The organism is Salinivibrio sp. IB872, assembly GCF_001995345.1.
Taxonomy (GTDB): Bacteria; Pseudomonadota; Gammaproteobacteria; order Enterobacterales; family Vibrionaceae; genus Salinivibrio; species Salinivibrio proteolyticus.
In genome coordinates this window covers 1-13,926 of the sequence record NZ_MUFO01000026.1, presented here as the reverse complement: position 1 = coordinate 13,926, position 13,926 = coordinate 1, and the positions used below count along the sequence as shown (strand labels likewise).

The 13,926-nt window shown below is 51.7% G+C and carries 12 protein-coding genes and 2 pseudogenes; 9 read left to right on the top strand and 5 right to left on the bottom strand.

The features are described from left to right. Positions 1-27: 27 nt before the first annotated feature. Positions 28-1,545, bottom strand: coding sequence for a guanosine-5'-triphosphate,3'-diphosphate diphosphatase (gppA, locus tag BZJ18_RS11355; RefSeq protein ID WP_077456817.1), 1,518 nt, complete (start codon positions 1,543-1,545; stop codon positions 28-30). Positions 1,546-1,575: 30 nt separating this feature from the next. Beyond that, positions 1,576-2,868 (bottom strand): ATP-dependent RNA helicase RhlB, encoded by a 1,293-nt coding sequence (rhlB, locus tag BZJ18_RS11350; RefSeq protein ID WP_077456815.1) that lies wholly within the window; start codon positions 2,866-2,868, stop codon positions 1,576-1,578. A 112-nt stretch (positions 2,869-2,980) separates the two neighbouring features. Between rhlB and trxA the strand changes: the two genes are divergently transcribed. The 5 genes and pseudogenes from trxA to fre all read left to right on the top strand — a co-directional run bounded on the left by trxA (position 2,981) and on the right by fre (position 8,281). Beyond that, entirely contained in the window at positions 2,981-3,307 is a 327-nt protein-coding gene (gene trxA / locus BZJ18_RS11345) for a thioredoxin TrxA (protein ID WP_069590219.1), read from the top strand. Positions 3,308-3,490: 183 nt separating this feature from the next. Continuing rightward, the gene (rho, locus tag BZJ18_RS11340) at positions 3,491-4,756 is read left to right on the top strand and encodes a transcription termination factor Rho (RefSeq protein WP_069590220.1); all 1,266 of its coding nucleotides are present in this window, start codon (positions 3,491-3,493) and stop codon (positions 4,754-4,756) included. 239 nt (positions 4,757-4,995) lie between these two features. Next, on the top strand, positions 4,996-5,907 hold the full coding sequence (locus BZJ18_RS11335) for a hypothetical protein (protein ID WP_131825283.1): 912 nt from the start codon (positions 4,996-4,998) through the stop codon (positions 5,905-5,907). A 74-nt stretch (positions 5,908-5,981) separates the two neighbouring features. After that, a pseudogene (gene ubiD / locus BZJ18_RS11330) lies at positions 5,982-7,433 on the top strand (4-hydroxy-3-polyprenylbenzoate decarboxylase); the annotation flags it as partial. A 131-nt stretch (positions 7,434-7,564) separates the two neighbouring features. Then, positions 7,565-8,281: an NAD(P)H-flavin reductase gene (fre, locus tag BZJ18_RS11325; RefSeq protein ID WP_077456809.1), complete on the top strand. Its 717-nt coding sequence runs from the start codon at positions 7,565-7,567 to the stop codon at positions 8,279-8,281. Between the two features lie 87 nt (positions 8,282-8,368). Here fre and BZJ18_RS11320 read toward each other — a convergent pair whose 3' ends face one another. After that, the gene (locus tag BZJ18_RS11320; protein ID WP_077456807.1) at positions 8,369-9,253 is read right to left on the bottom strand and encodes a carboxylate/amino acid/amine transporter; all 885 of its coding nucleotides are present in this window, start codon (positions 9,251-9,253) and stop codon (positions 8,369-8,371) included. 141 nt (positions 9,254-9,394) lie between these two features. Then, positions 9,395-9,820 (bottom strand): universal stress protein, encoded by a 426-nt coding sequence (locus tag BZJ18_RS11315; protein WP_069590228.1) that lies wholly within the window; start codon positions 9,818-9,820, stop codon positions 9,395-9,397. 221 nt (positions 9,821-10,041) lie between these two features. Between BZJ18_RS11315 and ftnA the strand changes: the two genes are divergently transcribed. The 4 genes from ftnA to BZJ18_RS11295 all read left to right on the top strand — a co-directional run bounded on the left by ftnA (position 10,042) and on the right by BZJ18_RS11295 (position 13,453). Next, positions 10,042-10,572, top strand: coding sequence for a non-heme ferritin (ftnA, locus tag BZJ18_RS11310; protein WP_069590230.1), 531 nt, complete (start codon positions 10,042-10,044; stop codon positions 10,570-10,572). Between the two features lie 50 nt (positions 10,573-10,622). Then, positions 10,623-10,970: a universal stress protein UspB gene (locus tag BZJ18_RS11305; RefSeq protein ID WP_077456805.1), complete on the top strand. Its 348-nt coding sequence runs from the start codon at positions 10,623-10,625 to the stop codon at positions 10,968-10,970. Between the two features lie 100 nt (positions 10,971-11,070). Next, positions 11,071-12,192, top strand: coding sequence for a mechanosensitive ion channel family protein (locus BZJ18_RS11300; RefSeq protein WP_077456803.1), 1,122 nt, complete (start codon positions 11,071-11,073; stop codon positions 12,190-12,192). A 76-nt stretch (positions 12,193-12,268) separates the two neighbouring features. Further along, complete coding sequence (locus BZJ18_RS11295) at positions 12,269-13,453, top strand: NAD(P)/FAD-dependent oxidoreductase (RefSeq protein WP_077456801.1); 1,185 nt, start codon at positions 12,269-12,271, stop codon at positions 13,451-13,453. A 256-nt stretch (positions 13,454-13,709) separates the two neighbouring features. Here the strand turns inward: BZJ18_RS11295 and BZJ18_RS11285 are convergent. Further along, positions 13,710-13,926: pseudogene (locus tag BZJ18_RS11285) on the bottom strand (hypothetical protein); the annotation flags it as partial.

Genomic DNA, 13,926 nt, shown 5'->3' with positions numbered 1-13,926 from the left:
GTGCTCAACGGGATGGGTGAGTGCGATTTAGACACCGCCATCGGCGTGGGTGATCACTACCAGCGGTTGACCAAGGCTGGATTGACGCAAGGCTTCTTGCTCCAGCTCGGCACTCAGCAATGGGCTGGTATCCAGCAACGTGGTGTCTAAGGTTAAGGTGAGCGCATCACCGTCTGCACAAAGGCGACTGAGTGGCCGTACGCGGCTGTCTCGGCGGTGGCACAAAATCACCGCCAAACGCAGCAAACGCAGGAGGCGATTGGCACTTTGCGCTGACAAAGCATGTTGGCCATCAATGTGAACCAGTTGCTCACGGTAGTAGCGAAGCAAGGTGGCAATCAGCTGCTTTTGGGCGCGCGTAAAGCCGGGTAAGTCGAGATGGGTGATCAAATAGGCCGCATGGTCGCCGTCTTGTTTAAAGCCAATGCTTAAGCCAATTTCGTGCACACAGGCTGCGGCATGAAGCAAGCTACTGGCGTGGGGCTCTGGCACCCAGTCAGGCGGGCATTGGTGAAGTAAGTCCAACGCCGTTTGTGCTACCGTCATGCCATGCGCTTCATCGAGCTGATAGCGAGATTGAATACTGGCGATGGTGCGCGCGCGTATATCGCTGTGGCGCATTGCGGTCATCATTTCATACACCAGACCTTCACGGAGTGCGCCGCCAGCCAGTGTCATGCTGGTGACATCCAAGCATTCAAAAATGGCGATCAGTATCGATAAGCCGCTTGGGAAAACCAAGGCGCGTTCAAGCGTGAGGCCGTCAATGTCGAGAGCATCCATTTGACCGCACGCAATGGCTTGGTCGCGTAGACGATGGAGTTTTTCCAGTGTGATGACTTCGTCCATGCCTTGCGTGACCATGATTTCTTGCAAGGCTTGCACTGTTCCGCTGGCGCCTACGCAACAATCCCACCCGAGGGCGCGATAAGCGGCCATATGAGGCGCTAATTCCGCTTTAGCTCCGGCAATTGCGGCATCGAACGCCGCTTGATTGAGGACACGGTCGGCAAAGTAGTCTTCAAGGAAGGTCACGCAGCCCATATTAAGGCTTTGCAGTAGCGCGGGCTCGAATTGTTGGCCAATGATCAGCTCGGTGCTGGCCCCACCAATATCTACCACCAAGCGTTTTCCTGGGCCGCCCGAGGTATGAGCTACCCCTTGGTAGATGGTGCGCGCTTCTTCTTCACCAGAGATGATCTCGATGTTGTGGCCTAATAGCTGGTTTGCTTTGGCGAGAAACGCATCAGCGTTCGAGGCTCGGCGTAATGCGGCTGTCGCCACCACCCGAATGTGATCGGCTTCAAAGTCTTGCAATCGTTCAGCGAAAAGCGCGAGGCATTCCCAGCCGCGCTGCATGGCTTCATCACTGAGCTGGCGTTGTGCGTTCATTCCCGCCGCTAAGCGGACTTTGCGCTTAATTTTAGCGAGCGTTTGCACACTGCCAGCCACTTGACGCACAACCAGCATGTGAAAGCTGTTAGAGCCTAAATCAATCGCCGCATAAAGCGACGATGTGTGAGCGGTGGTTCCATCACGACGCATGGCGCGACCTTACCTCATAACTGCCGAATGTTATGCCGACTTTTGTGGGCGTCGACGTTGACGGTTGCGGTTGTTGCCGCTGTTGTTTTTGCCAGTATTACGACGACTGTTCACCTGACGTTTGGCTATCTTTTTCGGGGCCGGTAAATCCGTGAGCAGTGCGCTGCGATCAAATTCGCTGACTGGAATACTGTGTTCAATGTATTCCTCAATGGCGGGCAAATTGATGGCGTATTCTTCACAGGCAAAGCTGATGGAGCTACCACTGGCACCAGCACGACCGGTACGGCCAATGCGGTGCACATAGTCTTCAGCATCGTCGGGCAAGTCGTAGTTAAACACGTGGGTGACTTGCGGAATATGCAAGCCGCGCGCAGCGACATCGGTGGCCACCAACAAATCAATCTCACCTTTGGTGAATTGCTCGAGGATTTTCACCCGCTTTTTCTGCGGAACGTCACCAGTCAGTAGACCAACGCGATGATCGTCTGCCGCAAGGTGGGCCCAAATTGACTCGCAGCGATGCTTGGTGTTAGCAAAAATGATCGCGCGCTCCGGCCAGTCTTCTTCGATCAAGGTTTGCAACAACGGCATTTTTTCGTTGTTAGAAGGCTGGAAAAGCTCTTCTTTAATGCGATGGCCGGTTTTTTGTTCTGGCTCGATCACCACATGCTCTGGGTTGGTCATGTGCTCGAAGGCCAGTTCTTGAACGCGATAAGATAAGGTGGCAGAAAACAACATATTCAAGCGCTTGTTAGCCGCAGGCATACGGTTAAACAAGAAGCGAATATCTTTGATAAAGCCTAAATCGAACATGCGATCCGCTTCATCCAACACCACTGCCTGAATGCCATGCAAATCAATCACTTTCTTCTTATAGAAGTCGATGATACGGCCGCAGGTGCCGATTAAAATATCAACGCCTTGCTCAAGTGTCTGTTGCTGTTTGTCATAACCTTCGCCACCATAGGCAAGCCCTGCAGTGATCGAGGTATTCGCAAGTAATGGTTCCGCATCGTTATAGATCTGAATGGCCAATTCGCGCGTAGGAGCTAATATGATTGCCCGTGGTTGGTTAGTTTTCCGTGACGCTGGTGCGTCAGTGGTTAACAAGTGATGAAACGTCGCAGCCAGAAACGCCAGGGTTTTGCCTGTCCCCGTTTGCGCCTGTCCTGCAATGTCTTGGCCGGTGAGCAGGACCGGCAATGCCTTTGCTTGGATAGGCGTACATTGGGTGAACCCTTTGGCCTCCAAGCTCTTGAGAACATCGGCGTGCAAGCCGAGCTCGGCAAATTTCTGCTCTGTGATATGCGTCATTTTCATCCGGATAGAATATCAGCTTAGGCTTGCAATACGGAAGCGAATCCAGTCAAATAGTGCCATTATTTACTGGTCGCAATTTAGCCAGTAACAAAAACATGTATTGGAGTAGAAGATGAGCGACAAAATTTTGCAGCTAACCGACGACAGCTTTGACGCAGACGTTTTAAATGCTGCAGGACCTGTACTGGTTGATTTTTGGGCAGAATGGTGTGGGCCATGTAAAATGATCGCGCCAATCCTGGACGAAATCGCCGACGAGTACGAAGGTAAAGTCACCATCGGAAAACTGAACATTGACCAGAACGCAGGTACACCGCCTAAGTTCGGCATCCGTGGTATCCCGACATTGCTGCTATTTAAAGATGGCGGCGTGGCAGCAACTAAGGTTGGTGCATTGTCAAAAACTCAGTTGAAAGAGTTCCTTGACGCTAACCTATAATGTTAAGACGGCCGCCACTGCCTCCCAGTGGCGGTTGTTTTTCTGTCAACTAGACGATACCCCATTTTGGTGCTACCTTATTGCACGGAAATTGTACTTCTGTTCATCTCTCGAACATGCCACTGGTCTCGACACGCTAACTAATTTCAGACCTCAACTTTGACAAACAAGACACTCACCACTATGAATCTTACCGAACTGAAGACTCAACCCGTCTCGACGCTGGTTGCGCTTGGCGAAAGCATGGGACTCGAAAACCTAGCTCGCTTGCGTAAACAGGACATCATTTTCTCGATCCTCAAACAGCACGCAAAAAGCGGTGAAGACATTTTCGGCAATGGCGTGCTGGAAATTCTTCAAGACGGGTTTGGCTTCCTGCGTAGCGCAGACAGCTCGTATTTGGCCGGCCCTGATGACATCTATGTGTCGCCAAGCCAAATTCGTCGCTTTAACTTGCGCACAGGCGATACCATCGCGGGTAAAATTCGTCCCCCTAAAGACGGCGAGCGCTACTTCGCGCTATTGAAAGTTAACCAAGTTAACAGCGACAAACCAGACAACGCCCGCAGTAAAATCCTCTTCGAAAACTTAACCCCTTTGCACGCCAGCGAACGTATGGTGATGGAGCGCGGAAACGGCTCGACAGAAGACATCACTGCCCGTGTGCTCGACTTAGCCTCGCCAATCGGTAAAGGTCAACGTGGTTTGATTGTTGCGCCGCCAAAAGCGGGTAAAACCATGCTGCTGCAAAACATCGCGCAAAGTATCGCTTACAACCACCCAGAATGTGAGTTGATGGTGCTGTTGATCGATGAGCGTCCGGAAGAAGTGACCGAGATGCAGCGCTTGGTGAAAGGGGAAGTGGTGGCATCGACCTTTGATGAGCCAGCAAGCCGTCACGTACAAGTGGCCGAAATGGTAATTGAAAAAGCCAAGCGTTTGGTCGAACACAAAAAAGACGTGGTGATCCTGCTGGACTCGATTACTCGTCTGGCGCGTGCTTACAACACAGTTGTACCGTCTTCCGGTAAAGTATTGACTGGTGGTGTCGACGCCAACGCCTTGCACCGTCCTAAGCGCTTCTTTGGTGCGGCCCGTAACGTGGAAGAAGGCGGTAGCTTGACCATTATCGCGACTGCGCTAGTGGATACAGGCTCGAAGATGGACGAAGTCATCTACGAAGAATTTAAAGGGACGGGTAACATGGAACTGCACCTGTCACGCAAGATTGCTGAGAAGCGTGTCTTCCCAGCCATCGACTTCACGCGCTCTGGCACTCGTCGCGAAGAGTTGCTGACCAAAGCGGATGAACTACAGAAGATGTGGATCCTGCGTAAGATTGTCCACCCAATGGGGGAAATCGAAGGCATGGAATTCTTGATTGATAAGCTGGCCATGTCGAAGACCAATGATGAGTTCTTTGACGCCATGCGACGTCAAAACTCCTGATCCGGATCGTAATTGTGAAAAGCACTGTCTGCGGGCAGTGCTTTTTTATTGCSTATTGAACGCTGACTTCGCACAATGGTCTCACCCTACATGGATGTAGCCGGATTGCTACAAGTGGTACAGGATTGCAACGGATGGCAAGATGTTTTCGCGTGTTAGTGCTGATAGCATGCCTAGTCGTAGGCACAATGCCCAGCCGCGCAGCGGTCACGGAGGCGTCAACGCCGAGCGGACAAATCGTGACGCAGGCGTTTATTGATGGCTTATTAGAGACGCCTTCTACCCAGCAAGCCATGGCGATCGCGTTTCAGCGACAAATGGCTGATGATATTGACGGATTGCGTGCTCACCTACAAAGCCTGTCGCCGTTGATCCAAGAGGCGACCTTGTTCCGACTCCTTTCCACACCCACACGTTTGGATAACCCCGATTGGCGCACTTTCTTGCGCGATCTTAGTCACCAGCAACCGCATTTTTTATTACGTCATCAGCAAGACGGCTATTGGGTTACCACCCCCGCTTTCCACTATGCGGCCGCGGCACGTCAGCAATTAAACCGTTATCAGCACGAGCAACTGACCCAAGAGCTCGGCATGTTATTAAGCTATCGCCAGTTGGTGATTGCTGATTGGGTGAAACCTGACGGCGCAGATTATGCGCGGAGACGTGATGCCTTGGTGGCGATGATTGGTGACTGTGAGGCCAATGGTTTGGCCTATTTGGCCGAGCAATACCTGCATGACCCACGATTACTCTGGCTGCCTGACAACGCGATCTTGGCGGTGCTTGCTGAGAAAACGCAGCATCCGGAACTGTACGCCCGATTATGGCGTCGAGGCACGGATGCGTATAGCTTAGAGGCCTTACATGCCTTGAAAGGACAGGTGAGTGATAGCTTTTCGGTGAGCCAAATGATGGCAGCGGCGAGAAATCCCTCTTTGCGCGACACCGCGATTCGCCAGCTTGCCAGCTYGTCACCGTTGCCAGCGCCGGTTGCGGATTTTCTCGTGGCACAGTTGTCATTGCGCCAAGGTGATCAGGTAGCGCAACTGCTCGTCGAGGCGGGTAAAGGGGAATGGCTAACCGGCTTACAAGCCGAGTTGGGTCCGCTAGGCCGTCAGCACATTGCATCTGCGTTGTCGTCGCGCTAATGTCACCGCTTCACCGATCCGGATACCGGTTTGCTTGGTATCATTAAGGCGTTTATTAACCCGTTGAGCCTGATATGAAATTTTCCGATCTGCGCGATTTTATCGATTATCTTGAAGCCCAAGGCGAGCTCAAACGCATCGCCCAACCGGTGGACCCTGATCAGGAGATCACCGAGATATGCGACCGTACCCTGCGAGCGGGCGGTCCGGCGTTATTGTTCGAAAACCCGATTGGCTATGAGATGCCCGTGCTTGCCAACCTCTTTGGAACCCCAAAACGCGTTGCGATGGGCATGGGGCGTGAGGATGTGCTTGAGCTGCGAGAGGTGGGTAAACTGCTTGCCTACTTGAAAGAACCTGAGCCGCCCAAAGGCTTTCGAGATGCGCTCGATAAACTGCCCGTGTTTCGTCAAGTGCTCAACATGCCAGCGAAAACCGTGCGGCGTCCGCGTTGCCAAGAGGTGGTGCTGAGCGGCGATGAGGTCGATCTGGATAAAATTCCGGTGATGCGCTGCTGGCCCGGTGATGTGGCACCCTTGCTGACTTGGGGGCTGACCATTACCCGCGGACCCAACAAAAAGCGACAAAACCTTGGCATTTATCGTCAGCAAAAAATTGGCAAAAACAAAGTGATCATGCGTTGGTTGGCTCATCGCGGCGGCGCGTTAGACTTGCATGATTGGATGCAAACCCATCCTAATGAACCGTTTCCGGTGACCGTGGCTTATGGCGCTGACCCTGCCACCATTCTCGGGGCAGTGACACCGGTGCCTGATACCTTATCGGAATACGCGTTTGCTGGCTTATTGCGCGGCAGTAAAACCGAAGTGGCTAAGTGTATCAGCAACGATTTGGATGTGCCGGCCAGTGCGGAAATCGTGATGGAAGGTTATATCGACCCCAATGAATACGCGGATGAAGGGCCGTATGGCGATCATACCGGTTATTACAATGAGGTTGAGCGTCACCATGTGTTCACTGTGACGCATCTGACCATGCGCAAAAAACCGATTTACCATAGCACCTACACGGGGCGTCCACCGGATGAACCTGCCGTTTTAGGCGTGGCACTTAACGAAGTGTTTGTGCCGATTTTGCAAAAGCAGTTCCCAGAGATTGTCGATTTCTACCTACCGCCTGAAGGCTGCTCGTACCGCATGGCGGTGGTGACTATGAAAAAACAATACCCCGGTCATGCCAAGCGGGTGATGATGGGCGTGTGGTCGTTCTTGCGTCAGTTTATGTACACCAAGTTTGTGATAGTGTGTGACGATGACGTCAACGCACGTGATTGGAATGACGTCATTTGGGCGATTACCACGCGTATGGATCCCGCGCGCGATACCGTGATGGTGGAAAATACCCCTATCGACTCGCTCGACTTTGCTTCACCTGTGGTGGGGCTGGGCTCGAAAATGGGCCTCGATGCCACCAACAAATGGCAAGGGGAAACCGATCGCGAGTGGGGCACGCCCATTGCTAAAGACCCAGACGTGGTTGCGCGCATCGACGCGATTTGGGATGAATTAGGGATCTTAGACTAATCCTATTGGAATGCGCTAGCATTCACCGTTAACGATAAAAACACAGCCCAAGGCGGTAGTGATGCCGCCTCTTATAACCTCATCGGCTGTAGCAAAACGAACAGAGGAACAGAATGTCGATACTATGTGAAGTGACAGCCGTTGAGCCGTTGGCGTGTCACACCTACCGCATTGTCCTGAAGCCGCAGCAAGCGGTGCGTTATCAACCAGGGCAATACGTGATGGCGGTGATGGGCGAAAAAGATAAGCGCCCGTTTTCGCTGGCAAGTAGCCCTTGTCGTCAAAATGGCGGTGAACTCGAGCTGCACGTTGGTGCGGCGGACGAGAATCCGTTTGCGTTAGAAGTGGTTGAGAAAGCCAAAGCCGTACTAGAAAGCGGTGAAGCGGGCTTTGAAATTACTGAGCCTGCCGGTGATGCTTGGCTGCGAGAGAGCGATCGTCCCTTGCTACTGATTGCTGGCGGGACCGGTTTTTCTTACGTGCGCAGCATGGTCGATCACTGTGTTAGTCAGAAGATACAGTCGCCGATCTTTATTTATTGGGGCGCCCGTACCCCTTGTCAGCTTTATGCCCATGACGAGATGCAAGCATTGGCGGAACAGCATCCGCACATTACCTTTATGCCTGTTGTGGAGCAAGCTGAAGGCGAGTGGCGCGGTAAAGTGGGCAATGTGTTAGAAGCGGTGATGGAAGATTTTGTCAGCCTTGGCGCTTATGACATTTATATCGCGGGCCGTTTTGAAATGGCAGGTGTGGCACGCGACATGTTCTGTAAAGAGCGCGGTGTGAGTCGTGATCATCTCTACTCAGACGCGTTTGCCTTTATCTGATTGAGCCTTCTTTATCGGCTAAGTAAACAGGCAGGGATTTCCCTGCCTGTTTTGTACTTGAGACACCGAGGTCTTGGGACGGCCTACCTACCGCTGGGCGGCACCCCGCTGGGCCTCGACGCGGCGCTTTACCCACGTTTGGTTAAACCACAGCGCGGCTAAAATCAGTATCCCACCGCTGAGTAGCGGCAGAAGGTCCGCGTCGCGGTTCCAAATCAGCACGTTCACCACAATCCCCGCTGGGATAAGCGCATTGTTCATCACCGCGAGTGCCCCCGAGTTGACCAGCGTAGCGCCTTTGTTCCAAAAGAAATAGCCCAGCCCTGACGCGATAGTGCCTAGGTAAATTAATACACCCCACTGGGTTGGCGTAGCAGGCAGTTTGTCGCTGTTGCCCAACAGTGCAAAAGCCAGCACGCCCACCACTAAGGCGCCAAGATAAAACCAACCAAACACCGCATGTTGGGGAAGAGGCGTTTGTTCCTTCTCAATCAGGTATTTGTAACCGACTTGGCCAATCGCAAAGCAAAGGTTCGCCCCTTGCACCACCAAAAAGCCGATCAGAAAGTCTGGGTTGACGGTGGCGTAGCGGATCACCACGGCGCCGAGCACCGCCATCGCGGCGGTGACCAGATACCACGCGCTAAACTGACGCTTCAAGGCATCGTAAATCAATGTGACGTAGAGCGGGGTAAAGACGGTAAACAGCAGCACTTCTGGCACTGACAAGAATAGGAAAGACTGATAGAAGAAGCAGTACATGATGCCGAGCTGACATGCCCCGACCAGCATCAGTTGAGCGGCAAAGGCCGGCCTTACTTGGCGAGGACGCAAGAAGGGTAAAAAAACCAACCCAGCGAGTACAATCCGCATCAGGACTGCGAAATAACTGTCCACTTGGCCGGCGAGATACACCCCAATCAAACTAAATGAAAAGGCCCACAGCAGTGTGACCCCGCTAAGATACCCCATGACTCGGTTCCTTCGATATCGTAAATAAAAAGGCAGTGTACCGTTTCATTACGGGGACGCAATTGGTTCGCTGAACACAGTGCAATAAGGTCAAAAAGAAGGCGGATTGACCGCCTTCATCGCCCTGTGTGACGCCAGAGATTAGTCGCGGATCGGCACCATCAACAGATCGACCGGTGTTTTGTTGATAAGCTGCTTGGTAGATGAGAGCAGTGAGCTCCAAAAGTCTTGGTGATGGCCAACGACAACCAAATCAATTCCCATGTTTTGAATCGATTCTGTGATCTCTTCAGCAAGGTCGCCGCTGCTAACCAGGGTATGAGTCACTGGCACCTGTGCGTTGCCCGCCAGTTGATTTAGTTTGTGCTGAGCTTCTTCAATGACGCGGTTACGCGATTCGACCAAATTAATATCGATAAGTCCGGTATAAAGCTCGGCGTAATTCACATCGATGTGGACCAGTGATAATTTCGCGCCGACAGCTTGGGCAAGAGAATCGGCTTTGGCAACCAAACGTTCGCTGTCTTCCGACAAATCAACAGCAACCAAAATATGCTTATATGACATAGAGTTATCCTTTTTATGTGAGGTTGTCATCGCAGTCTAGCGAGCTTGCGTATTAAAAACAGTCACTGCGATCGCATTCCGATTAAGAATTCGACAATGATGTTTGTCATAAATTCGGCAGATGACTCTGCACCACACACGTTTGTCGGCGATATCCGCTTGAAAAGGGACGTGCTGCTGGTCAGAATGACAGCTAACCCCAAATAAAGAGGACGTTTTATATGTTAGCACCCGCCATGGTTGACAGGCTCAATGAGCAGATCAATTTGGAGTTTTTCTCATCAAATCTATACTTACAAATGAGTGCTTGGTGTGAAGACAAAGGATTTGAAGGCGCTGCGCGATTCCTCCATAAGCACGCGCAGGAAGAAATGCAGCATATGCAGCGTCTTTTCACCTACGTGAGCGAGACTGGTGCGATGCCTATTTTGGGCTCAATCGACGCACCGCGCCACGAGTTCGCATCATTGGGCGAAGTGTTCCGTGAAACCTATCAACACGAGCGTTTAATCACGGAAAAGATCAATAGCCTAGCGCACGTTGCGTTTACAACTCAGGATTATTCAACCTTTAATTTCCTGCAGTGGTACGTGGCTGAGCAGCACGAGGAAGAAAAGCTGTTTAAAGGCATACTCGATAAGATCGAGTTGGTGGGCGAAGATGGCAAGGCCTTGTTCTTTATTGATAAAGACTTGTCTGCCATGGCTCAAGAGGACTCATCGTCAGTGATGGACGGCACCGCAGGGCTGTAAGTTTATCTTTCTCCCTCGGCCGCCTCACTGGGTTGCGGAGGGAGATGTATATGAACGGTGATATCCTAATTGTGGCAGTGTTTGCCGTCACATTGGTTAATTTTGCGCGCTACTTGTCTTCACTACGCGCACTGGTTGTGATGTTACGCGACGCCAATCCATTGCTTTATCAGCAAATTTGTCGTGGAGATAACAACTTTTTCTCACTCTCACCCCAAGGCGATATTTCGCGTCAAAAGCGCCTGTACCAGTACATTCGTAGCCAAGAGTACTTGCACCATCATGACGAGCTGTTTGTGGGTAAGTGCAATAAAGTTCGTCACCTGTTTATGCTCAATGTGGCATTGTCCGGTGCCTTGCTCGCGACCTTTTTTCTTGTCGCTTTTGCGGGCTGGTAAACGGATAACCATCCTTTAGACAAAATGCTGACCTTGGTCAGCATTTTTTTTGTTAGTCTGACAAGCATAAACGCCTAGACACCGTAATTGTGAGGGAAGCATGCAAAGCCTAATCCAATGGTGGCAGTCACTCTATCAAGCCGCCGCGTGGGACTGGATCTCAGATATTGTCATTTTGATGGGGCTTGGAGCCGTCGTCTGGGCGATATGGCGTGTGTTGATGGGGCGCTTAAAGGCACTGGCAGAGCGCACGCAAACACGTTGGGATGATGTGTTGTGGCCCGCGATTGATACGCCATTTTCCCTCTTGATCTGGGGCTGGCCTGCGTTTCATGCGCTAGAAATTTTTCTTGATAATACCGCAGGTCACTTGAACTTAAGCTGGGTGAGTGTGATCAGAGAACTGCTGGTCGTGTTCTTATTGATCTGGTTTTTGCTTCGATTGGTCAACAGTGGTGAGCAGCTGTTATTTGACGAAGGGCGCCGTGATCACACCACGATTAACGCCATTGGCAACGTCTTACGCGCACTCGCCGTCTGCATTGGCGTGATTACGCTGCTACAAAGCCTGGGTGTCAGTGTCTCCGGGTTACTCACGGTTGGTGGTGTGGGGGGCTTAATTGTCGGTCTTGCCGCCAAAGATTTGCTCTCCAACTTCTTCGGTGGGGTGATGATCTACTTTGATCGGCCATTTAAAGTAGGCGACTGGGTGCGCTCCCCCGATCGCAACATTGAGGGCACGGTGGAAAAAATTGGTATTCGCATGACGGTAGTGCGCACCTTTGATTTGCGCCCTTTATACGTGCCCAACTCGGTATTCAGTAACGTGGTGGTGGAAAACCCCTCGCGGATGCTGAACCGTCGGATTTACGAAACCATTGGGCTGCGTTATCAAGACGCCGATAAAATCAGTACGGTAATTGATGATGTGTATGCGATGTTAGAAGCGCATGCAGATATTGAAACGCGGCAAACCTTGATTGTGAACTTCAACAGTTTTGGCCCGCATTCACTTGATTTCTTTATTTACACCTTCACCAAAACGGTCAACTGGCAGCGTTATCATCAGGTAAAACAAGACGTGTTATTAAAAGTGATTGAAATTATTCATCAGCATGGTGCGGATATTGCTTTCCCAACCCGTACGTTGCATATGGACCCTCGTATGATTGAGCAAAACGCAGGTGCCATGATGGCACCGCCTGACGCGCAGGCGCGTTAAATCGCGCTTGCCGCTCACGTGCGGACTGCTACAATGCCGCTCCCACAGGGTGAGCAGAGAATAAACAGGTAAGCGTGTGACTGAGTATGATGTAATTGTGATTGGCGCCGGTGCCGCCGGATTGATGTGTGCGGCACAAGCCGGCCAACGTGGCCGCCGCGTTTTGGTGGTGGACCATGCCAAAAAGCCGGGCCGCAAGATCCTGATCTCGGGCGGAGGACGCTGCAATTTCACCAACTATGACGTCACCGCCAATAACTTCTTGTGTGAGAACCCGCACTTCGTCAAATCCGCATTGGCGCAATACAGCCAATGGGACTTTATTGGCCTAGTGGCCACCCATGGTGTGGCCTATCACGAGCGTGACCACGGCCAGTTATTTTGTGATGACAGCGCCAAAGATATCGTTAACCTGCTCTTGGCCGAATGCGACCAAGCCAGCATCAGTCAACGCTATCGCTGTGAAGTGCATGATATCGAACAAGAAGAAGCCGGCTTTCGTCTTAAACTCAATGGTGAGCCGGTGCGCTGCCAGTCGTTGGTGGTCGCCACGGGCGGCCTTTCCATGCCCAAGCTCGGTGCCACGCCCTTTGGTTACCAGCTTGCCGAGCAATTTGGTTTAAAGGTACTGCCCACCCGCGCTGCCTTGGTGCCGTATACCTTGCATCAAGAAGACAAAACCCGCTTTGCCGATATTTCTGGGGTGTCGGTGCCGTGTTCGATCACCACCGAGTCTGGCGTTTGCTTTAGCGAGAACCTGCTCTTTACCCACCGCGGCTTATCGGGACCGGCGGTGTTGCAAACCTCCTCGTTTTGGCAACCGGGCGAAGCGGTCACTATCGATTTACTCCCCAGTGAGTCGCTAAAAGACGTGCTGGTGGCGATGCGTGATAAGCACCCCAACCAAACCTTAAAAACCTCACTGTCTCGCCTATTCCCCAAACGCTTGGTCGAGGTCTTGATTGCGCGCGATAGCTTGCCGGATAAACCGCTCAAGCAGCTCGATGACAAGCAGCTCGATCAGCTTCATTACTACTTTCACCAGTGGTCCATTGCCCCAAATGGCACTGAAGGTTACCGCACCGCAGAAGTGACGCTTGGTGGGGTGGATACCCACGCAATTTCCTCAAAAACCCTTGAAGCGCGAGATATCCCCGGCCTGTATTTTATCGGTGAAGTGCTTGATGTCACCGGCTGGCTCGGCGGCTATAACTTCCAATGGGCTTGGAGTTCCGGCTGGGTAGCCGGGCAGCATGTGTAAAAATGTTTAGAGACAATAAAGTTTGCCCTTAAGAGCCACATGTTCTATTTCTATTAAAGGAAACTTTATTAGATCAGCTATGGGACGTTCTCAGATTTATGATCGGAAAACTCAGCGAGTTCACCATCTCCCATCTTCGATAGAAAACCAACTGTTTTATCTAAGTGAGTTTTCAGATAGTGTTATTGATATTCGAGAGCAATTCCCGTTACTCCCCCTTAATTGAGGGTGTTCATAGTTCTGTGTCACCCAACGTTTAAAGATCTACGTAGTCGTCGAGCCGTCCTTCGAAGTGGATGCTCAATTGGGACAATGTCAGGTTCCAATTCTGCACCGGATGCGTCCACTTCTCTGACGCCTTCAACATACCTGCATACAGCAACTTGAGCAATGCGTTCTCGTTRGCAAAGCCACCCTTGGTCTTCGTCAGTTTGCGGAGGCAAAGCCACCCTTGGTCTTCGTCAGTTTGCGGA